Origin of the sequence: Mycoplasma iguanae (genome assembly GCF_024722375.1) — a bacterium.
Lineage (GTDB): Bacteria > Bacillota_I > Bacilli_A > Mycoplasmatales > Metamycoplasmataceae > Mycoplasma_M > Mycoplasma_M iguanae.
The window spans coordinates 658,785-682,026 of the sequence record NZ_CP102734.1; the positions used below are offsets into that span (position 1 = coordinate 658,785).

The 23,242-nt window shown below is 26.0% G+C and carries 20 protein-coding genes; 9 read left to right on the plus strand and 11 right to left on the minus strand.

Features of this window, described 5'->3' with window-relative positions; all coding sequences use genetic code 4:
• The first annotated feature begins 1 nt into the window (after nt 1).
• Complete coding sequence (locus NV226_RS03000) at nt 2–169, plus strand: hypothetical protein (protein ID WP_258210841.1); 168 nt, start codon at nt 2–4, stop codon at nt 167–169.
• Nucleotides 170–211: 42 nt separating this feature from the next.
• On the opposite strand, the gene NV226_RS03005 is transcribed toward NV226_RS03000, so the two are convergent.
• Together NV226_RS03005 and NV226_RS03010 are read right to left on the minus strand one after the other, a co-directional pair.
• Entirely contained in the window at nt 212–865 is a 654-nt protein-coding gene (locus tag NV226_RS03005) for a chromate transporter (RefSeq protein ID WP_258210842.1), read from the minus strand.
• Between the two features lie 3 nt (nt 866–868).
• A complete protein-coding gene (locus NV226_RS03010) occupies nt 869–1,444 on the minus strand; it encodes a chromate transporter (protein ID WP_258210843.1) in 576 nt (191 codons plus the stop codon).
• A 139-nt stretch (nt 1,445–1,583) separates the two neighbouring features.
• Between NV226_RS03010 and asnS the strand changes: the two genes are divergently transcribed.
• Genes asnS through NV226_RS03040 form a run of 6 tightly spaced genes read left to right on the plus strand, consistent with a single transcriptional unit; the run spans nt 1,584 to nt 8,996 of the window.
• Nucleotides 1,584–2,933 (plus strand): asparagine--tRNA ligase, encoded by a 1,350-nt coding sequence (asnS, locus tag NV226_RS03015; RefSeq protein WP_258210844.1) that lies wholly within the window; start codon nt 1,584–1,586, stop codon nt 2,931–2,933.
• Nucleotides 2,934–2,950: 17 nt separating this feature from the next.
• A complete protein-coding gene (locus NV226_RS03020; protein WP_258210845.1) occupies nt 2,951–3,940 on the plus strand; it encodes a glycosyltransferase in 990 nt (329 codons plus the stop codon).
• Nucleotides 3,941–3,942: 2 nt separating this feature from the next.
• A complete protein-coding gene (locus tag NV226_RS03025; RefSeq protein WP_258210846.1) occupies nt 3,943–4,587 on the plus strand; it encodes an RDD family protein in 645 nt (214 codons plus the stop codon).
• A gap of 16 nt (nt 4,588–4,603) precedes the next feature.
• Nucleotides 4,604–6,805, plus strand: a complete 2,202-nt coding sequence (locus NV226_RS03030) for an ATP-dependent helicase (RefSeq protein WP_258210847.1) — start codon at nt 4,604–4,606, stop codon at nt 6,803–6,805.
• Between the two features lie 15 nt (nt 6,806–6,820).
• The gene (locus tag NV226_RS03035; protein WP_258210848.1) at nt 6,821–8,296 is read left to right on the plus strand and encodes an MHO_4530 family protein; all 1,476 of its coding nucleotides are present in this window, start codon (nt 6,821–6,823) and stop codon (nt 8,294–8,296) included.
• A gap of 19 nt (nt 8,297–8,315) precedes the next feature.
• Nucleotides 8,316–8,996: a phosphotransferase gene (locus tag NV226_RS03040; protein ID WP_258210849.1), complete on the plus strand. Its 681-nt coding sequence runs from the start codon at nt 8,316–8,318 to the stop codon at nt 8,994–8,996.
• Here the strand turns inward: NV226_RS03040 and NV226_RS03045 are convergent.
• Nucleotides 8,991–9,458, minus strand: coding sequence for a hypothetical protein (locus NV226_RS03045; protein ID WP_258210850.1), 468 nt, complete (start codon nt 9,456–9,458; stop codon nt 8,991–8,993). The genes NV226_RS03040 and NV226_RS03045 overlap by 6 nt on opposite strands.
• Nucleotides 9,459–9,585: 127 nt before the next feature.
• On the opposite strand from NV226_RS03045, the gene NV226_RS03050 reads away from it, so the two are divergent.
• The gene (locus tag NV226_RS03050; RefSeq protein WP_258210851.1) at nt 9,586–10,179 is read left to right on the plus strand and encodes a hypothetical protein; all 594 of its coding nucleotides are present in this window, start codon (nt 9,586–9,588) and stop codon (nt 10,177–10,179) included.
• Between the two features lie 146 nt (nt 10,180–10,325).
• A complete protein-coding gene (locus NV226_RS03055; RefSeq protein ID WP_258210852.1) occupies nt 10,326–11,144 on the plus strand; it encodes a hypothetical protein in 819 nt (272 codons plus the stop codon).
• A 45-nt stretch (nt 11,145–11,189) separates the two neighbouring features.
• Here the strand turns inward: NV226_RS03055 and NV226_RS03060 are convergent, their stop codons facing one another.
• The 8 genes from NV226_RS03060 to NV226_RS03095 all read right to left on the minus strand — a co-directional run bounded on the left by NV226_RS03060 (nt 11,190) and on the right by NV226_RS03095 (nt 23,102).
• Entirely contained in the window at nt 11,190–11,597 is a 408-nt protein-coding gene (locus NV226_RS03060) for a Dps family protein (protein WP_258210853.1), read from the minus strand.
• Between the two features lie 21 nt (nt 11,598–11,618).
• Nucleotides 11,619–13,097, minus strand: coding sequence for a DUF2130 domain-containing protein (locus tag NV226_RS03065; protein ID WP_258210854.1), 1,479 nt, complete (start codon nt 13,095–13,097; stop codon nt 11,619–11,621).
• Between the two features lie 76 nt (nt 13,098–13,173).
• On the minus strand, nt 13,174–14,541 hold the full coding sequence (locus NV226_RS03070; protein ID WP_258210855.1) for a M17 family metallopeptidase: 1,368 nt from the start codon (nt 14,539–14,541) through the stop codon (nt 13,174–13,176).
• Between the two features lie 142 nt (nt 14,542–14,683).
• A complete protein-coding gene (locus NV226_RS03075; RefSeq protein ID WP_258210856.1) occupies nt 14,684–17,059 on the minus strand; it encodes an ATP-binding cassette domain-containing protein in 2,376 nt (791 codons plus the stop codon).
• Nucleotides 17,046–18,245 carry an ABC transporter ATP-binding protein gene (locus NV226_RS03080; RefSeq protein ID WP_373423268.1) on the minus strand — a complete coding sequence of 400 codons (1,200 nt, stop codon included), beginning with the start codon at nt 18,243–18,245 and terminating at the stop codon, nt 17,046–17,048. The genes NV226_RS03075 and NV226_RS03080 overlap by 14 nt, the downstream gene beginning before the upstream one ends.
• Nucleotide 18,246: 1 nt before the next feature.
• Nucleotides 18,247–19,410: an ABC transporter permease gene (locus NV226_RS03085; RefSeq protein ID WP_258210857.1), complete on the minus strand. Its 1,164-nt coding sequence runs from the start codon at nt 19,408–19,410 to the stop codon at nt 18,247–18,249.
• The gene (locus tag NV226_RS03090; protein ID WP_258210858.1) at nt 19,394–20,452 is read right to left on the minus strand and encodes an ABC transporter permease; all 1,059 of its coding nucleotides are present in this window, start codon (nt 20,450–20,452) and stop codon (nt 19,394–19,396) included. Before NV226_RS03090 ends, NV226_RS03085 begins: the two co-directional genes overlap by 17 nt.
• Nucleotides 20,453–20,465: 13 nt before the next feature.
• Nucleotides 20,466–23,102, minus strand: a complete 2,637-nt coding sequence (locus tag NV226_RS03095; RefSeq protein WP_258210859.1) for an OppA family ABC transporter substrate-binding lipoprotein — start codon at nt 23,100–23,102, stop codon at nt 20,466–20,468.
• Nucleotides 23,103–23,242 lie beyond the last annotated feature (140 nt).

Here is a 23,242-nt window from a genome sequence, read left to right on the forward strand (position 1 = left end):
AATGGTTATTAATAATTTTCAAATTTCTGAAGAAAATTTGTTCTTTATTGAAATACTTTCTTTAATCCATAATTTTTCTAAACTCGAAGAAAACGAAGAAAGACAAAAAGCTTTATTACTATTAATTATTTTAAGAACTAATCAGTATTTTAAAAAACAAAAAGCGTAAAAACTAAATATATAGAGTTTTACGCTTTTTGTTTACAGTTTTCTAAATTCAAGGTTGAAAAATAATCAAGGTGAAAATGATGGAACCTGCAAAAAGATAAAAAAGTGAAAAGTTCTTTTTGTATAAAATAAAAGAACAAATTATGTTGATCGGCGCTCAAATTAATAGAGCAATAAATCTTCAATTTGTAAAAAAAGTATTTTTATCGCTTTCAGTTAAAACTATATATCCATTTGAATCATTAAAGGAAATTTGTGGAATTATTACGCTTATAAATAATTGAATCCCTAAAGCGATCATAATTCCTGCAATAGCAGGTTTTGTATATTTTATAATTCTTTTTAATATTATTGAATTAGCTGTTTTTTGCATAAATTTTGTTGCTAAAACCAATAAAAATATAGAAGGCAAAACAAAAACTAAATAAGTAGCAAAAACTAATATTCAAGCATATCATTCCCCTTGAGCAATTAATCATCCTGTTAAAAATCCTAATTTAGTGGAAACCACTCCAGGAGTTGAATTACTTACTGTTATGACAGTTTCTATTTCTTCAGCACTGATTTTTACTCCAAAATTATTAGATAACATTTCTCAAAAAGATTTAAAGAGAGGAATAAAAATTTGACCGCCGCCAAAAACAACTAAGCCTATAAAAATTAAGGATATAAAAGAAAAAAGAAGTGTTAGAATCATTAGTTATTTCCTTCTCTCTTTTCTTTTATAAATTACAAAATAATGGAATAAAATTCCTAATATTACAATAATAATTGGGATAGAGGAAATATTTCAAGGGTTGGGAACAAAAATTATAAAAATGCAAGTAAAAACAAATAAAGATAATCATCTTACAATCGAAAGTTCCTTATGGCTCATTTTTATATATCTGTATCCAAAAGCAATAATAACTCCTATAATCGAAGAAATTACTCCGACATTAATTACATAAATATATTCTTTTGGTAAATAATTAAATGAAATAATAATTGCTAAAGTAAAAAATAAACTAGGTAAAATTCCTAATAAAGTTACAAGCATTCCTTTCCATTTTCCTAATAAATTAATCGAAATATACGCAATAATTTCCACTACAGAAGGACCGGGTAAAACATTTACAATTAATATTCCTTCTTCCAAAGTTTTTTTATCCATTCATTTATAACGTGTTACAGCATATTTTTCAATTATCGGCATTAAAGCATTACCACCACCAAAACCTAAAAATGTTACTTTTAAAATAAAAACAAAAACGTTCCAAAAATTAGCTTTTTTCATTATCTCCCAGTTGTAATTTCCTATTGTTTTTCAGCACTCTATTATAATAAAAGGCTTTTTTTTGATAAAATTAAATAATTATATTTAACTATAAATTTTATTATTTTTCATATATTTTATTTTTATTTAGGGAGAAAAAATGTTAACGATCAAAAATATATTAAACAAGTGTGAAGATTTACATGAAAAAAAGATTTTTCTTCAATCATGAATAACTTCAAACAGGGGGAATCTTAACATTAAATTCTTAACACTAAATGATGGTTCAACTGTAGATGATCTACAAGTTGTACTAAAAAAGGAAAATATTGACTTAAAAGAAGTTGATAATGCAAACATAGGTGCAGCTGTTGCTGTTGAAGGAACCTTAATTTATACACCAAAAAATAAACAATTAATCGAACTGCATGCAACATCATTTGAATTATTAAAAAATACCGATGAAGATTATCCCATCCAAAAAAAAGAAATTTCTTTAGAAACATTACGTGAAATTCCTCATTTAAGACATCGAACATCTTTAATAAAATGTGTTATGTTAATTCGTTCAACATTAGCATTACAAATTCACGCTTTTTTTAATAAACAAGGTTTCATGTATTTCCACTCACCAATTATTACTTCAAATGATGGTGAAGGTGCAGGAGAAACTTTTTTGGTATCTTCTGAACATGAAAAAAACTTTTTTGGTAATGTCAAAGCAACCTTGGGTGTTACAGGTCAATTGCATGGTGAATCATATGCAATTGGTTTCAATAAAATTTACACTTTTGGTCCAACGTTTAGGGCAGAAAATTCACACACAAAAAGGCATGCTGCAGAATTTTGAATGATAGAACCTGAAGTTGCCTTTTACTCACTAAAAGACACTGTCTATTTAGCAGATCAAATGTTAAAAGAAGTTATCTCTAATACATTAGAAATAAATGAAAAAGAATTTGATTATTTGGAAAAAAAATTGCAATTAAACATCCGGGAAAATTTAAGGAAATTTTTAAACAATGAAATTGCTATTCTGGATTACAGAGATGCAATTAAAAAATTACAAGAAGTAAAACACATTTTTGAAAACCAAGATATTGAATTTGGTTTAGATCTTGGAACAGAACATGAAAAATATCTAGCTGAAGAATTATTTAATGGCCCTGTGGCAGTTATTAATTATCCTAAAGCTTTTAAAGCATTTTATATGCATCAAAATGATGATAATGAAACAGTTGCAGCCTTTGATTTATTAGTTCCAGGAATTGGTGAATTAATAGGTGGAAGCAGAAGAGAAGCCAGATATGAAAAATTACTACAAAGGGTTGAGGAACTAAAAATAAATGTTGAAGAACTAAAATGATACCTAGATCTTAGAAGATTTGGGGATTCAGGTTCAGCCGGATTTGGATTAGGTTTTGAGAGGTTGGTAATGTTTGTAACAGGAATAGATAATATTCGTGATTCAATTCCATACCCAAGAACTACAAATAACTTAAAAATGTAATATTGAAAGGCTACTAAATGAAATTATCTATTATTGTTTCTTCATACAAACAATCTAAAGGTTTGAAATGATTTTTAAAAGACTTAGAAAAACAAACTTCTCAGTCTTTTGAAGTAATTCTTTTCATAGATAGACCTTCTAACTCTGATTTAACATTAGTGGATCAATACAGTCAGCAATTCGGCCAACAAATAAAATGATTTATTAATTCTTCTTCAAAAGGAAATCATTCCAATTGATTAAAGTCAATTGATTTAGTAAGTGGAGATTATATTATCTTTTTAACTCCTGAAACATACTTAAAAAATGATTTTGTGGAAAAATTTGAATATTATTCAAAATTCAACACAGATATTATTGAATATAAACCAGAGTTAAAAGGTGTTGTTAAATGGACTCCTAAGGCCAGATTACATGCTAATACAACTTTGGAATTAAAAAATTACAAAGCAATAATTGCTTACTCATTTCCTTTCATATTTAACAAATTTATTAAATATGAAGTTATTAAAAATGTTAGTGATTTTACTAGTTCAAAATTTGATAATACAAGGTTTTGAGTGCACTTTGTTTATAAAGTCTTAGCAAATATTAAAAATTATACCTTTGTTGATGAGGTTTTAGCTACAGACTATGTAAAAAATTTAAGTAGTTTTAATATTAATTTATATATAAATGAATGAAAAGAAATTTTAGATCTTTATCAGAAAAACCACAAAAACTATAATATGGAGATTGAATATGCAAAAATGTTTTTTTTCCACATTTTTTTAAGTGGTTTTATTGGTATGGCTTGTTATTCAAAAATAAAATCAATTTTAGGACTTCAAAGTAAAAACAAAAAAAGATTAGAAAAACTTAAAAATACTATGAAAATCATCAGAGGTCCTGATTTTAAAAATTTTGTTGTAACTAATAAATATTTATTAGCAAGCAATGAAGAATCATTCTTTTTAATTAACTTTGATACAGCTACAAAATGGCATTTAATTTTTAGTAAATTTTAATTATGATAAAAAATGTTCTTGCAGGTTTTTGAATAAGAATTTTGGCCGGAATTATTGATGGAATAACCTTTTTGATTTTGGGTTATACTAGTTCATTCATTTTTCAGATCAACAATTCTTTAACTATCCTGTTTTATTACTTATGAATACTATTATTAATTATTTTTGTGGTTTTACTTTTTTTTATTATTCCCTTAACAAACAAAAGCAGGCAAACTTTAGGTAGATGAATTTGTCGTATAGAAGTCAAAACTATTGCTGGACAAATTCCTACATTTAAACATATTTTTAAAAAAGAATTTATGTATAGCTTTTTATGAATTATAGCTTTCATACTTTTTATAATTTTTATTCAACCTGCACTTTTTATGAAAATAGCTAATGAAAGTGGAACTAAAATCACACAAAATAAAAACTTTACTTATGTAGAAATTTTTTTAATTTCTATCCCGTCAATGTTTATTACGATGATTAATTTTTTACAAATTCTTTTAACAATGTCTTTAATTAGAAAAAACAAAAAAGGCTGAAATGACCTTTTCTCAGAAACTCAAACCCTTTATAAATATAAGTATGAAGAAATAGAAACTAAATACACATTATCATCAAAACTCAGACATATCGATAATTATGAAATAATTGATTAACAAGAAAGTAGATACTATGACATCAAACAATCATGCCCTAAATTCATTAAATAAACAACAAAAAGCAGCAGTACTTCACACAAAAGGACCATTAAGAATTATTGCTGGTGCTGGTACAGGTAAAACCAGAGTTTTAACTCAAAAAATTATTTATTTAATTGAAAAATTAAAAGTAGCACCATACAAAATTTTAGCTGTAACTTTTACTAATAAAGCTACCAAAGAGATGTCAGAAAGAATTAGTACTGAATTAGGTGATTTAAAATCTGAAGTAAAAATTTCTACTTTCCATGCTTTATGTGCTTATATTCTTAGACAAGATATCGAAAAAATAGGTTATAGTAAGGGTTTTGATATTTTAGATGTTATTGATCAAAAAAGTATTTTAGAAACTATCTATGCTAAATATGAAATTAGTGCCTCTGAACATAGTTATTCACATCTAATTCAATTTATTTCCGATAAAAAAATTAATTTAGAATCACCAGAAAAATTAATGAAAGAAGTAGATCCCGATAATGAAGTTGAATTACTTTTCATTAATATTTATCGTGATTATTTAGATACTTTAAAAAATTTAAATAATCTAGATTTTGATGATTTACTAATTTTAACCAGAAAACTTTTAACAGAAAATGCGGAAGCACAAAAATATTGATCTAGTAAATTTGATTATATTTTAGTGGATGAATTTCAAGATACATCCCAAGTACAATATGACATTGTAAAAATAATTGCTAATCCAAAAAATAATATTACCGTTGTTGGTGATCCTGATCAAACTATTTATAGTTGAAGAGGAGCTGATGTAAATATTATTTTAAATTTTGATAAGGATTTTCCTAACACATCAACAATTTATTTAGAAGAAAATTACCGTTCAACACCAAAAATTATTGAAGCTTCAAATTTATTAATTAAACATAATAAAAATAGATTAGATAAAAATTTGTTTACCAACAATGAGAATAAAGATGATATAGAATTTTTTCATGCTTTCAGTCCAGAATCTGAAGCTAAATGAGTTTTATCAAAAATTAATACTCTTAAAAAACAAAAATTACAATTAAAAGATATTGCTATTTTATTTAGATCTAATTATTATTCAAGAAACTTTGAACAAATTTTTATTAAAGAAAATGTAAAACATGTAATTTTGGGTGGACAAAAGTTTTATGAAAGAGCAGAAATCAAAAATATTATTTCCTTTCTAAAATTAATTAATAATGGTTCAGAATTAGCTTTTAAAAGAATTATTAACGTTCCTTCACGTAAAATTGGTAACTCTGCAATTAAAAAAATTCAAAGCCTTGCTGAAAGCAAAAATATGTCTTCTTATGATGTTTTGACTGACTATTTTAAAAACTTAGCAGAAAATAAAAAAGATCCAAATTTTGTGCCCTTAAACATACCAATGCAAGCACAAAAAAATATTGTGGAATTTTTTAATATTGTCCGTTGAGCCAAAAAAGCTTTAGAAAAAGAACCGATTCATGTTGTTTTGAAAAAATTTTTAAACTTGATTGGTTACTATTCAATATTTAAAGAAAATCAAAAACTTCTAACTAATGCTGTTGAAAATATTGATGAGTTAATTGGATCAATTAAAACATGACAAAACAAAAATCCTGAAGGTAAATTGAATGATTACTTAGAAGAAATTTTTTTATTAACTTCTAGCGATTGAGAAACTACAGATAACACTTATTTAACAATGATGACAGTACATATGGCCAAAGGTTTAGAATTTAAACATGTTTTCCTGGTGGGTATGTCAGAAGGTAATTTTCCAAATAATTTAGCATTACAAAATGCTAAAAATATTGATGAAGTAATCGAAGAAGAAAGACGTTTAGCTTATGTTGCTATAACTAGGGCAAAAGAAAATTTATATATTTCTAACTCGCAAACTTCTGATTTATATCAAACAACAAGCTTTTTAAAACCTCCAAAACATGCAAATCCTTCCAGATTTTTAAAAGAGATGGGTCTAAAAACAAACTTTGGTATGAAAGATTTTGTATTGAGTGAAAAAAATGGTGTTATAAAATATGAAAAAGACAACAGTCTTTTAGTAGTAGGTGACCGTATTGCTCATGTCACTTTTGGTGAAGGAACAATTTTAGAGGATCAAGATGAAACTATCATTGTTAAATTTGTTAACTATGATGAACCTAAATTACTTTTAAAAAATCATAAATCACTGCAAAAAATTTAATATTAATGAGGAAAAATGTTTTGAATAATAACCATATTAATTGCATTATTTTTAATAATAATTATTGCTCTAATCTGATACTACATCATCAATGCTTTTATTAAAAAAAATAATTTTTACATGTTGAATTTTTATTCATTTTTTGTTGATAAAGAATTGAAAAGAATTCGAATTGCTGATGAAAAATCAAATAATAAATTTCAAAACAAATTTCAATTACAAAAAAATGCTTTAAATCAATGATTAACATTTCGAGATTTTGCTGCTTTATTTTCTACAGAAGATCAAAAAACTGTTATGGAACTTTTAGAAAGTAATCAAAACACAAAAATTCATGTTAAATTAGCTGCACAAAATAATAAAAAAGATAAATTTGTTGATTTGATCTTAGAATTATACTTAGATGGTAATTCTTTTTTAATATTAAAAAATATTCCTGGTGAAAAACATATTTCTAGAACTTATTTAGAAAAAGTACCATCATTGGATGCAAAAACAAAATTCAGTATTTTCAAAAATGCTAAAATGTATGTTTATTTATTAGATGAAAATGTAAATGCTGAATTTTTAATTAGTAAAATGAAATTAGAAATGAAATATGTATTTAAATGAATTAATGGATATTTTAAATATAAAAAATTTTTAATTCTTGTTTTAGAAAAAGATAATAAAAATATAGATTTAGAACCTATTTTAATTAATAAATGCACAACTGCAATTGCAAAGCTTGCTACTTATTTTGAAAAAGATCAAAAAAAATATTTTTTATCTTCTTTACATACTCAAATTGAGTTAAGTATTTTTAAAACAATAAATAATTTGGAGAGTAATCCTAATTTCTTGCATTTTACTATGGAAGAGATTTATTTATTTAAATCTAATTTAGAACTAATTTTAAATAAAGAAAATTCAAGAATTATCAAAAGAAATGTAACTAGAAATGGTAAAGATAAAAGTAAATTATTTTACTTAGAAAATCAAACAACTTCAAAATATATAAAGATAAAAAGCCTTGATGCGTTGCCTGAATATTCAAAAGAATTAAATCTTAATTACTTAGAAAAAATTGTTAATTCAACTAAAATAAATAAAATTGTAGATTTAATATTTGATAATTTTTCTTTTATTATGCTTAATAGAGAATTTTTTAGTCCAAACGATACAGTTCTTAATTTAAAATATTCCCAAAATAATTTAAAACTTATTGAAATGTATGGCAATGAATTTAATTTTGGTGTAGAACTAGCTTATATTGATGAGCAAATAATTAACACTATTTCTATTTTAAATATTAAATATATTTTTGTTAATGAAACTATATCAAAAAAAATAAAAGATGATTATACCATTCTATTATCTCTAATATATTTAAATCAAGTATGTATTAAATCAAACATTACACTAATTTATTTTAACCCTCAAGAAGAAATTGAATTAAAATACAAAAAGAAAATTGGTTCATTAAATTTTATACAACGTAGTGAGAACTAATTTAATGTAAAATATACTTGTGAAACTTGAGCTTGTCAAACAAATTTTTCCCATAAAAATATATCAGCAATTAACTGATATTATTTTTATTTATGAAGGTTTGCATAATTACACTTTTAAAGCCAAATTCAAAAAAATGGATGTACAGTTAAGAATTATTAAAGCTCAATGAGTCAATCATGAAAATGAAATTATTTACATAAAAAATAATTCTAATTTTCTTTATGTCGATGAAAAAGGTAATTACATTAAAAAATGATTTGATGGCGATACTTTAGAAAATATGAAAATAACCGAAATAATTGCCAGGGATATTATTAAAACTGTGCAAAAATTTCATCAACAAAATAATTATAAAAATATAAAAATTTTTGATTGACATGTATTAGAAATTAAAGATAAAAAATTTCTTCAATTTAGAGAAAAATATAAAAATTTGCCATTAGTTCTTTCTCATAATGATCTACGTTTAAAAAACATGATTAAAACTGATTTAAATGAAATTGTTTTAATTGATTTTGAATGAATAAGATATAACTTTGCATATTTTGATTTTGCTCATTTACATTTGTATTGTAATATTTCCAAAAAAATAATTTTAAAATATACGCAACTAGATGCTCAAATTTTAAATGATTTTATCTATATGGTTTCTGTTTTTAATAAACATTGAACAGAAAACAATAATCAAACCCTATAAATTCAAATGCTTTTTTGATTCTTTGTATTTTTCTCAAAAATAGTAAAGATAAAATAAGAAAGATACTCAAACTATAAAAGTTAGTGCAAGAATTACATAGTTATATTTAACAGCACTAATGGTGTCAAGAACTTCCATTAGGATTTGTGAAATAATATAAACTGTTAAAGATAATGAAATAATTTTAAATCATGTTTTTTTCTTTAAATAGAAAGAAATAAAATAAAAATAGATCATAATAGGGACTGTAATTATATTTAAACTAACAAAAGATCAATTATATACAATAGTAAATTTTTTAGAAATAGCTTTACTTACTTCACTTGTTCCTATGGTTAATATCATTATGTATAAAATAATTCCGGATAAAACTCAGAAAGTAAAAATTCCCAATAAAATAAAACAAGAAATTTTTAATTTATGTAAATCTTTTTTTTCCAAGTTTTCTTTTGGTTTAAACATATTTCCTCCATTTATTTTATAAAATTATATATTAAGTAACTTAAATTAAACCTTTTTAAAGTTTCAATACTTTTATCTTAAACCCGCTGGTTTATACAAACAAAATTTCCTGTAATATAATATAAACATGATAAAAAAAATAAAGTTTTCCCACTTATTAAGAAATTCTATAGTAGCAAGTTCTGCTTTAACATTAAATTTTTTATTAATAGCATGTTCCAGTAATAACCAACATATATCTAACTCGGTAGATTCTAATAAAAAAACAGAAGAAGAAAAAAGCGATCTTCAACCTCAAGAAGATAATCAAAAACCTGAAACAAAACCAACTCCTCCGACACCAGAATCTGAGATATCAGCTAATAATGAAATTTCAGACTCTGTAAAGCCTTCCCCAGATAAAACTTATCCTGATACTGAAATAAAACCAGTAACTCCTGATGGAAATAAACCTATAATCTTTGAAAAAGAACCTGAACCTGAGCAGAAGACTGAGCAGAAGACTGAGCAGAAGACTGAGCAGAAGACTGAGCAGAAGACTGAGCAGAAGACTGAGCAGAAGACTGAAGTTAAGGAACAGCCCAAAAAGAAATCTGAAACTGAAGAAGTTTCTAAATCTGAAGAAAAATCAAATATTGAAACATATAAAACAAAAATAGATGTTGTTTTAAAAGTAATTTTTTCTAATGATGAAGAAAAGAATAATGCTAAAAAAATGTAGAAAATTATTTTAAAAAATTAAATGAAAATGCTATAAGTCCACCTTCAAAAAATAATGACAAAACTAAACAAGAATTAAAAAATAAATTAAAAGCTGCAACATTAAAGGAAACAAATAATTTTGATGATGAAAATAATTTTTTAAATGTGTCATCATGAAAAATTTCTCAACAAGATAAAGATTCTGTTTTTAATTTCAATGACGATAACGAAGATATGACACCTATAAAAGAAACATTTAAAGAACAAAAAGAATTTTTTATAAATAGTATAAATAGGTCAGTCTATCCAAGAAGTGTCTATCAAGAGCGGCGTTTGTGGCCTTCTATGTCACATGGTGTAGCTTTTAAATTAAATGGTATAGATAGTACAGATTCTAGATCTCGAAATAAGGGTTATGGTTTTTTATTAAGAGGTGCTCTTTCTGAAGAATCTAATAAACTTAATAAAATAGTTTTTGTAAGCAATCAAATTTGAATGAGCATTTTTTATAATTATAAAAAATATTTAGATTCAAATAATACAGAACAAAGTGAGATCTATATTACTAATATTTACAAATTAATGCAAACATTTTTTCACGGTACAAATGCTAAAAAAGTTTTTGAAGAATTTTTAATAAATAATACACACTACAATGTTTCGAATTTTTATTCAGAATTAACCAGGGAAAACTTTGCCTCTGAACCTCAATATTTTCAAAAATTAAAATCAACTGATGTAGAAAAAACTTATGATAATTTATTGATGTATTTAAATTATCTAAATTTTAATTATCCTATAGGAATAATTAATGATTCTGAATTTGTGATTACAGAATTATCGATTGATGAAAACCACAGAGGAGGTTTTTCATCAGATCGAGAAGATTCTAAATCGAGATATAAGAGTTGAACTTATTTAGCTGATTACAAAAAGGATGAAAAAGAAAGAGTGGCAGATATTAATTTTAATTTAATTTTTTAACATAAAAAAAACTTGTAGTTACTAATTTTCTACAAGTTTTTTATTTTATTTTGTTCATCTTGAAAATTGTCATTTAGCTTTATCTGTTACTAAGAAAATTTCATCTAATAAAGGTTGCACAGTTGGTGTTGATTCTACTGTTTTAGTTAATTGAATAATCTTGTCTAGATCAGCTGAAATTGTGTTGGAAACATCATCAGCTCTATATCATGTTGTTGAAACTTCTTCAATAACTGAAAGTTCTAAAACTTCTTTTAAATTTCCAATTGCTGGTAATTCATGCATAAGAATTTTTTCGGCAACATCATCAGCTAATTCTATTAATTTGCTTGCTAATTTGTCTGTTTCTTTGTGCCAAACAAAAAAACCTGCACCTTTGAAATTTCAATGATAATTTTTTACTTTATATGCTAATACAACTAAACTAGCTTGTAGTACTTTTAATTTATCCATGTAATTCTCCTATTATTTTTATTAATTAATTTTATCAATAATTTTTCTTTCAATAGAAAAACTGTTGATTTTGTTTTTAATAGTAGCTAAATGCGTTTCTAGTGCTACATTAGCTTGATTTTTAATATCTTCTGCATTTTTGAAAATTTTTTCACTGCTACTAATAATATTAATTAAGTTATTATTAATATTTTTCACTGAATTATCTAGTATTTGATTTTTAAAATCTTCAAACTCTTTTAAAATATTTTGCTTTTCTTTGAAATCAATTTCTTTTTTTAGTAAATGCTTATTTTTTTGTGTTAAAGAATAGATTAATGATAAAAATGTAAATAAATAAAAAGGTCTAACTACATACATATTTTCATACTTGGCATCATTGACTTTTTTAATGACAAAATTTGAATCTATTTCTAGTTCAGAAACTAATAAGGCATATTCTGCATTATGATTAATTTTGTCTTTATTTAATTTATCATAAAAATTTTCATTCTTTTTACCTAAACCATCTAATGCATCTGTTTTAGCTTCGATCACTACAGACGATAAAGTTATTTCTGATTTTGTTTGATGGTTAATATCTAAAACTTTAAATAAAAAATCTGGTTTTTTACCTTCAATGGCTTTTGTTGTTTTTTCAAATGAACAATCTGATAATAATCCCATTTGGATATTATATTGATCAAGAATTCAATTTTCTAGTTCTTCACCCATAACTTTTGAATTATTGCTTTTATTTCTTTTAATTTGTTCTATTTCTGTTTTTAAATTACTAATTTCTTTTTCTTTTTCTAAAAGTAAAAGTTTTTGGTCTTTATTAGTATTTTCTTTTAAATTATTTAATTCGTTTGTTAAATTAGTAATTTGAGTAGTAAGGTCAATTTTATCTACTAAAAATTTTTCCTTTTCTTGAAAAACAAGCGCTTTAAATTCATTTTCTTTAGCGTTTTTGAACGACTCATATTCATTTTCTATTTTTTGTAAATTCAATTTTAATTGTGTTATTTGATCTTTATATTTATTATCTATTGCTACTTGATTTATTTCTATTTCTTTTTGTTTATTTTTTATTTGATTTTCTAAATCTAAGCTAATGTTATTTTTTTCTAATTTTAATTTATTGATTTGTTCTTTAAGTACATCAATAGTTTTTTGCTGTTCATTTTTTAAATTTTTTTCTAAAATAACAATTTGTTTACTATATTGATTTTCCTGTTCTAATAAAGCATTTTTGATTTTTACTTCTGCTTGCTCTCTGTAATTTTTTTCTTTGTCTTTAATTTGATTTAGATAAAATAATTCTTTTTCACTTTCAGCTTTTTTGACTGCTTCATTAATTTTTTTAGTTTCAATTAAAGTTAAAAAATTATGCAATTCACGAACTGTGTCTGTGTTTTCAGAATCATTCAAAATGAAAAAATCACCTTTTTGTGCATCTTCTAAAAGCTCAAATTTTAAAGATGATTTATCTTTTAATTTAACTGTAATTTTTTTAGACATTTTGTTTTCTTTTTTTATTTTTCATAAATAAAAAAGAATGGACAAAATTTACTTTATTCATTCTTTTTTTATATTATTATTTTTCATTTAGAGCAAGTTGAGTAAGTGTTTTTACAAGTACACCTGTTGGTTTATCTCCACTATCAGCTGTTCCAGCAATATCTAAGTGAATAAATTCTTTGTCTTCTGTGAATTCTTTTAAGAACATTGCAGCTGAAATTGATCCACCATTTCCTGTAAAATCTGTATTTCTTAGATCAGCTACTTCTGAACCTTTAATATATTTAGCAAAATCAGCGTGGAATGGCATTCTTCAAATTAATTCATTTTGTTCCTTAGCTGCTGTTTCTAAGCTTTCTCAAGCTTTATCTGTGGTTGATCATGTGCCTGTAAATGTATGACCTAATGCTACTAAGATAGCTCCTGTTAAAGTTGCGATTGTTATTACTTTAGAAGCCTTTAATTCTCTGATAGCATATGTTAATCCATCCGCTAAAATTAATCTTCCTTCAGCATCTGTATTATTAACTTCAACTGTTTTTCCGTTCATTGATGTTCAAACTGAATCAGGTAGTGAAGCATCTCCATTAACTCTATTATCAGTTAAAGGTAAAACAGCTACAAAATTAGCTTTAGGTTTTAATTGTGCAATGGCTTTCATTGTAGCGGCAGCAATTGCAGCCCCCGACATGTCATATTTCATTCCTGACATGTATCTACCAGTTTTAATGTTATATCCACCTGAATCGAATGTAATACCTTTACCAACTAAAGCTGTTTTTTCTGAAGACTCAGGATTTCCATTATATTCAATTGTTACTAATCTTGGTTCGAACATTGATCCACGATTAACTGATAATAGTAGTCCCATTTTGTGAGCTTCAATCGCTTTTTTATCTAATACTGAAACTTTTAATTCTTTTGAATTTGATAATTCTTTTTGAATTGATTCAGCTAATCACTCTGAATTACAAATATTAGGTGGTGTTTTTTGTAAATTTCTTGCCAAATTAACAGATTCTAACAAAATTTTTGTTTTGTCTACTAGTAATGAAGTACATGGTAAAGATTCATCTGATTTTAATAAAATTAAATCTTTTGTTTCATCCTTTTTATCTGTTTTAGCTGAATAAATATTTGCATTATTAAATAAATATTTTTCATGTAGTGCTTGAACTAATAATTCTAATGAAACTTTTTCTGTTATAAAAGTTTTTAAATCTACTTGGTAAGAACGTGAAGCTTTTGATAATTGTTCTGCTAATGCATAAACTGCTTCTTTATCAAATTTATCTTTTTCACCTAAAAAAATGAAGGCTTCTTTTTTTGATGTAAATTCTGTAATATAGTTTTTTTTATCAAGTACTCCTTCGGGAGCAATATCATTTTTAAAAACCGCTTGTAATAAAAAATCATGGGTTTTTTCTCTTGTTACTTTAATCATAATGACCTTTCTTATATCTATCTATGAAATTATTTAATTATACTTTATATAAGCTTATTTTTATTGTATTTTCTTGCCTGATTTCTGCTTTTTAAAAGAAAAAACACCACAAAAATGGTGTTTTAAAGAAAAAAGCTTTTATTTAATCAAATTCTTTAGCTAATTTTTTTGATTCTTCTTGTCAAATACTAAATTGTTTTTCTGTTCCATAAACTTCATGTTCATTTTCAAGTTGATAATATTCTGGTTTATTTGGGAATTTTTGTTCTTTTAAGTATTGGAAGTCAAAACTTGAAACTTTAAAGGGTTCATTAGCATTAGAAATACTTGGGATAGAATCAAATAAGCTAATTGTATAAGGATGACAAGGTCTTTTGTAAATTTTTTCTGTTTTACCTTTTTCCACAATTTTACCTAAATGCATTATTAAAATATTGTCAGAAATATATTCAACCATTTGTAAATCGTGAGCAATGAAAAGCATTCCAATTTTCTTTTCTTTTGCTAGTTTTTTCAGCAAGTTTACAATTTGCGCTTGAATAGAAATATCTAGAGAAGCAATTGGTTCATCAGCAATAATTAATTTTGGATTTGTAATTAAGGCTCTAGCAATAACAATTCTTTGTCTTTGTCCACCAGAAAATTCATGTGGATAACGGTAAGCAAATTGTTTTAATAAACCAACATCTTCTAGGGCTGAATAAATTTTTTCTCTTACTAAAACTTTGTTAACAACATGTTTTGTTACAAATTTCAGTAAGAAAGGTATTTTATTTATAAAGCTTGGTAATTTTTTAATTCCGTATAAATATTTAATTTCATTTTCCATTTGGTGAATTACTTTTAATTCTTTTCCAAATGAGGCATTAGCTTCTTGTTTTTCTTTAAACTGTTGTGAATATTGACTTAATGTTTCTGCAATTTCTTTTTTACTTAATTTTTGTTCTTCACTTAAATGAACACTAGCTCATTCTAAGAATTCTTTATGTTTTTCTTCATAAAGTTTGTCAACTAATTTTTGAAGACCTAAAACTTCAGTATCTCATTCATGAGTTAATTCTTTAAAACGTTCTTTTAGATTTTTTTGTACTTCTTTATGGTGTTTGTTATATTTTTCAATTTCAGCCTTATTAAATTCTTGGGCTTTTTTATAAGCACGTTCAAGAATTTCTAAATCTTGAGCATTAGTAGGGTCAGTTGCAGGAGCTTGAGCAATTTTAGTTTTTAAACTTTCAATAGCCGCTGTTTTTTTTGCTACTTCTTCTTCAAATGCTTGTTTATTTTTAACGGCTAAATCAAAAAATCTTGTTAAATCAACTTTGTGTTTTTCATGTACTATTTTTTTTAAATCTTTAGTATATGTTTTTTCGATTGTTGCTAATTTCAGTTGTTTTAATAAGGAATTATTAAATTCTTTGATATATGAATCTAAACTTTTTACTTCTTCATTTTTCAATCATAAAAGTTGATTTTTAGGATTTTTTGAATCTCAAAAAGGAAGCGTTAATAATCAATATGATTTTAGGTTTACCAAAGAAATAGTTTTGTAATATAAATATTCATCAATTCTTTCAGTTGTTAAAGCATTGTCCTTTTGTAATTTATATTCTCATCAAAATTCTGTATTAAAACTTTTGATTAAACTTTTTACATTCTTGCGATAGTTCTTGTTTTGTTTTATAAAAGTTTTTAATTCTTCTTCAGCTGCTTTTAATTGCTGTTGCAATTCGTATTTTTCTTTAGAAACTGTAGCTCTTTTTTTATGCAATTCTAATGCTTCTTTAGCTTTAGTTAATTCTTCTTCGTCTAAATCAAGTCCTTGTTTCTTTCTTAAATTGTTTTGTTTTTCATAGAAAAATTCAATTAAGTTAGAAATATTTTCATACATATAACTAATAGCTTGAGATTGAGCTAGATTTTTTCTTTCTGCATAAACAAAATAAGTTGAAAAAGCATCGCTTAAGTTATAAAACTTATCAAAGTTTAATTTTTCAAAAGTTTTTTCTCATCCTTTTAAACTTTGTTTGGCAATTTTAATTGATTGTTCTAGGTTGTTGTTAGTAATCTCTTGAAATTTATTTTCAAAAGTCATTTTAAAAATATGCGAAACTTCTGCTCAATCTTTCATCAGATTAGATGTTTCTTCATGAGAAATTTTATTAATAATTAACGGTTCTTTTAAAATTGAAAAAATATTTTTTTGTGCATTTAATGAAGCGTGTGGGTCTTGGAAAATCATTTGTACATTGCGACGCATGTATTTACGATTTTCCCGTGATAATTTTTTACCTGAAATAATTTTGCCATTTAAGGTAACAAAACCACTAAAGTCATCATATAAACGAATTAATGAACGTCCTACTGTTGTTTTTCCACTCCCTGATTCACCAACTAACCCTAAAACTTCACTTTCATGAATTTTAAAATCTACCCCATTGATTGCATTAACTATACCGAATTTGTTATGAAAATATTTTTTTAAGTTTTGAACTTCTAAAATAACATTATTTTTTTTCATCAAATACCTTCTTAAATAAAGTAAGTCTTTTTTGCAACTCAGGAGTTGGTTTTACTTTTGGTGCATCTGGATGCAACAATCAAGTTGCAGCAGAATGAGTTTTACTGATTTCAATTAGTGGGGGTTCCTTTTCAAAATCAATTTCTAGGGCATAGTCATTACGTGGTGCAAAAGGATCTCCTGGAGGTAAATTAGAAAGATCGGGAGGAGTACCTTTAATTGTATAAAGTGCTTCATCTCTTTGTTCTGGTATAGCACTAATTAAAGCTCAAGTATATGGATGTTTAGGATTTGTAAAAATATCTTTTTTAGTTCCTTTTTCCACTACTCTTCCTGCATACATAACGTATAAGTAATCACAAAACTTGGCAATTACTGAAATGTTATGAGAAATAAAAATGATAGAAATTTTATATTTATTTCTAATGTCATCTAAAAGAGATAATACAGAAGCTTGAACAGTAGGGTCAAGCGCTGTGGTTGGTTCATCAGCAACAATTAATTCCGGGTTCATTGCAACAACCATGGCAATAACAACCCTTTGTTTCATTCCACCACTAAATGTGTGCGGATATGAATCAAATTTTGCGGCTGCATCACGAATACCGAAAGATTCTAAAATAGATATAAGATATTCTTTTTTTTCTTTTTTATTTTTGAATCTTTTATCTTTATGTAAAACGTCTAGTAATTGCTTACCAATTGTTCTTGTTGGGTTTAAAGCTGTTAAAGGGTCTTGAGGAATATATCCTACTTTTTTACCCCTGATTTTTAATCATTGTTTGTCTTTTTTATAATTTTTAGCATCAATTCCAGAAATATACATCTTACTGCTTGTGGTAATTGCATCAGTATTAATTCCTAAAAAAGATTTTGAGGTTACGGTTTTTCCACTCCCTGATTCACCAACAAGACCAACAATATCTCCTTTTTTGATTTTTAAATCAACACCACGAACAATTTCAATTTTGTTCTTTCTACTTGTTTTAAATGCTACCCTTAAATTTTGAACATCTAAGACAATATTGTTAGAAGGTGCTGTTGAAATACTTTCAGTTGTTTTAATATTTTCTGAAACTTTTTTTAGAGGAGTTAGTTTACTCAAAATAGTTTTAGCAAAATTTGAAAATGTATTGAAAAAATCCAAATCTATTTTTTTATTCTTTTTCTTGATTGTACCGGACAAACTAAACTCCTTTTTTAGCTTTAGGGTCTAAAGCATCATGAATTCCAATTGAAATTAATTTTAAACTAGTTACTAATGTTAATAAAATTACAGAAGGTAAAACAACTGATCATGGGTTTGATTCCATTAATTGTTTAGAACTAAATAATGAAAGTCCTAAGTTAGGATCTGCATTAATACTATCACTAATAAATCCTAAGAATGATAATGATGACAAGTAAAATACACCTGACATTAAACTATTAACAAACATAGCTGATAGTTTTCCTAAAATTAATGGTAGTGCTTCAATATAAATAATTCTAGCCTTAGTTGCACCTAATGATTTTGAAGCTTGTAAAAATTCTTCATCTTTTACTGTAATAATGTACATTCTGGCCACTTCAAGTGGTCCTGTAAATCCAATGAACACTAAAACTCCAAATACTACGTGGTCTTCTATACCGAAAATAGCAATTAGAACTATTAATCAAATAATTGAAGGAACAGTGTTAATAATATCTACAACACGCATTGTCAATGTATCAACTCTTTTTCCAACATGAAAACCTAAAAATAATCCAATAGGTACTCCTAATAGAGTTGTAATTGTTACAACTAATAATGAGAATCACAACGCATTTCTTGTTCCTTCTCAAATTCTTAATCAAATATCTCTACCATAGTTATCAGTTCCTATGATAGAAACTAATTTTTCATTAGAACCGCTTAATACTTGTAGAAGTGTATAAGGATCATAAAGAACTCTAGCATCACCGATGCTTTCTTGTATATCTAATATAATTTTTTGACCAGAATTTTTTTCAACAGAACGAATTAAATCAATAAAATCTTGCTTTTGAAAACTTCAGAAAGCACCATATAGAGATGATTGTTGGTCAACAACATAAACTGAAGAAGCTTCAGAAATTGGTCTATTTGCATTGAATGGTGAAATTATAGGAATGATAACAGACATTAAAAGTACTACAAATACTAAAACTAATGACATTAAAGTTCAAGGGTTAGTGAAAAATCTTTTTGCAATATCCTTTGCTCTTGTGGTTGGTTTACCTATTCTTTGTAAAGAAATAAATTTGTCTTGCGGATAAAACTTTAATAGAGTTACATCGCTATCATTTAATAAATATTTCTTATTAAAATCTTTTCTACTCAGTTTTTCCATTTATAATCCCTTTTTCAAAATTTTTCTTTCTTAAAAATAAATATTTTACTTTTTTGAAAATACTATTTGGGTTACTTGAACTTATTTTAATTCTAGGGTCAAGTGCAGCAAAAGAAATATCCACAAGAATTTTAGAAAGAAGAGTTAGTCCTGTAAAGAACAAGACGTTAAACATAATTACATCAATTTCACCAAATTGTGCTGAGTTGAAGAAAATAGAAGCAGAACCTGGAATACCAAAGTAACTTTCTAAAATAATACTTCCTGATAATAAATCAATATATGAGGGAATTAATGCAGCCATTAAAGGTAATGAGGCATTTCTAAAAACATGTTTTCTAAAAATTTGCCCCTGTGATAAACCTTTAGCTTTTGCGATTAAAACTTGATTTGAAGTTAAAACAGCAATCATTTGGTTTCTTACTATTAATGTGTATCTTGAGATAGATAAAATAGTAAAAATTAATATAGGAATGATCACAGATAAAATTGTTATGTCAAAACCAATATGTCTTAATGGGTCTGGAGCTTGAAAAGTTACTGGTAAATTAAATCATTGAATCATTAATAAAGTAATAATAGGGGCAATTATGTAAGAAGGTAATCCTGAAATAATTGTTGTCACAGAAACTACAGATGTATCTAATAGTTTACCTCTTTTGTATGCAGATAAAATTCCTAGAAAAATTCCAATGATTGAACTAAATACAAATGAAGGAACACTTATTAATAAAGTTCATTTTAATCTAGAGTTAAATGTTTCTGGTAATCTAACAGGTTCTATTTGGTTTCCATATGTTGCACCAAAATTACCTATAAATATTTGCCCTAAATAATTAAAAAATCGTGTGATTGGGGGTAAATTAAACCCTCCTTCATTCAATTTTTGTTGAATGTCAGATTGTGAGAACACTTTTGAGTCATATTCACTAATAAGAATAGGGTTTTTACCGAATTGTGCTTGCATCGTATAGACAACAAACAGAATGATAAACAAAGTTACTATCGATAGTAACAACCGCTTGGAAAAATATTTAGTCATATATTACTAATTTTTATTTGCCTCTTGCAGATTCTGTTGGATATACTTTAGCAAAATCTCCTCTTAAATTGTATCCTGATTCTTTTTTAGGTAATGAATAATGAGCACTTTGTAGTAAAACACTTGGTGATGCAGGGTCGTTAACTAATCCCTGTGTTGACATTGGGTTTCATCCTGAAAGAATGTGTAATTCATTTTGTAAGTCAACAAGTTGTTTGTTTGTTCTTTTACTTTGGTATGTAAAGAAGAATTTCAATCATTCAGTAATTAAATCGAATGTTTTATTTGATTTATTAATAAATTCTTTACGGTTATGAATTAAGTTTCATGTAGAAGCATTTTTAATTTCATCAAATGTAGCAACACCATCAGGTCAAAGTTTTTTATCTTCTTTTAATGCTTTAGAAAGTAGAACCATTTCAGGGAAAGATTTAGCTAATTCAGGATTTTCTGATTCTAAATCTGCAAATAAGGTAAATACTTGGAATGTTGGTGGAGCACTTAATCCTGAAGGAGGATAAGCAAGAGCTGATAAGTAGCTACCAATACCATCGTAGTCGTAACCTCAACCTGTTCTTGTTTCTGTTGCTATACCATCAATAATATTTGTACGAGCATTACTTTGATCTTCTGGTAAAGATACACTTAATCTGTCATCTAAACTATTAATGATTTCAACTACCCCATTTGCTGCACTTATTGCTGTACTTGAAGATTTTGTTCATTCTTGTAATTTTCATTCAACTTTTGTTGAAGCATCAAGTTTAAATTGTTCATAAATTTTATCTAGCAATTTTTTCATTTCTGCTTTGATCTCATTATATGTTTTAGATTCTCATAATGTTTTAGAATTACCTTGATTATTTGGATCTTTGTAAATTGCTTCATCTTCTGCAACTGTTTTTTCAGCAAATTTTTTACCTTCTAAATTAATAGCGAAACTTTTATCAACTTCATTTTTGTAATCAAACAATGTTTGTTTTGAATCTGTTGCTCAGTCACTTCCACTAATTTTGTTGTCAGCTGTTGCCATAGCATTTCAAGGAATTTGGTTATTAGGTGCTTTAGTTTTTACATAAGTATAAATATTAAATGCACTACTTAATAATGTTCTGAATGTTAATCCATGTCCTAATCAGAAATGTTTATTAGTTGAAACAGATTTTTCACCTGCTGCAGCTAATTGATCTGTTGAAGCACCGTACATTGCGTATGCATAACCATCATTAAACAAGTAATTAGGTTTAGCATCAGATTCTGCTTTTTTAGGAGCGGGTGCTGGTGAATATCTTAAATAACTTGAAGGTAATGAATTTCATTGAGGGTCAATTACATAACTTAAATTGAATGCAGAAGGGTTTGCATTAATTTCATCTTGTTGTGCTTTATTTAAAGTACTGTAAGCTAAATTAGCTGTGTAATTTCTCTTGTAATTTTCAAATTGTTGGTTAGCAAAAGCAGAAGGATCTAATCCTGTGTATATTTCAATAATAATTCTTTTTATAGAAGTATCAGATTTAACTCATTCTTGATTGTAAAAATGTGGATTTTGTTCTCAAATGTATTGTGATTGTGAAACTTGTTTTGCATAGTAAGGACTTGCAAATAACATTTTTTGTCAATCCTTACCATATCAGTAAACTCCTGATTCAGCTACTTCACCTGAAGGTTTTTTACCTTCCACTGTTGGATTTTCTGCTTCAGCCAGTTCTTTGATGTAATCACTAGGTGTTGCTTGAAATAGTGTTGAACCTGCAATCAGTTCTTTGAAAAATACACTGAAATCTGTTGATTCTTCTTGTGATTCTACTGTTACAGCTGTTTCTGTTTTTGCTCCATTTGTAACACTAGTTAAATATCCTTCTTTTGTGTCTAATTTTGTTTTATTAACACCAAATAATTCATATAAATAATCATTTGGAGGGTATGAACCGTCAGAAAAATATGTGTTATGTGGGTCAATATTTGGGTTATTTTTATTTACTAAAGTATCATCTATTTCTTTTGAACCACCACTAGATCTTCTGTTATTAGCATAACGATATTTTGAATCTAACAGATGGTTAAAATAGAAGTCTTCTGCTTTAACAGTGTATTTAGTTTTTTCTCCTTTTGTATTAACTCAGTGAATACCTTCTTTAACTGTCATTTGAACTTTTTTAGCATCTTTAAGATCTTCATAAAATTTCGGGTTATTAATTGATTTAGGATCAGCAGAAGTTAAAGTTTTAAAACCGAATCTGCTTCCTGTTTGGGGAACTATTTCGTGTTTATCGTTGTCATAAACAACAACAGTACCATCTTTTTTAGTGATGTAAACTGCTTCTCCTAAACCTTTTTCTATTCATAGATTTTGATAAGAAGTAACTTTACCAGCTCTATCTAGTTCTGCTTTACCTGAACCTGCTTCCACAAATAAGTGAGTTCCTTTTCACTCAGATGTAGTATCAGATGATGAAGGTCAACGATTTTCAATAGTAAAATCATAAAATTTATATGAGTCAGCATTAACGTTATTTCTATATACTAATTCTCTTCTTTGGTGAGAGTTTTGTAAGACATTAGTTGAACTACAAGAAATTGCAAAAGCAACTACACCTAAACTCAACGGTATTGCCAAACTATAAAGTAATTTTTTCTTTTTAAACATGTTTTTCTCCTTTACTACACAGTTTTAAAAACAAAAACTTATTTCTTCGAGATTTTCTACCCCTAGAAATAAGTTTTATTTAATAATTATGTTTTTAATATTTTTTTGTAATTTTTTAAAATTTCTAAATAATTATTATA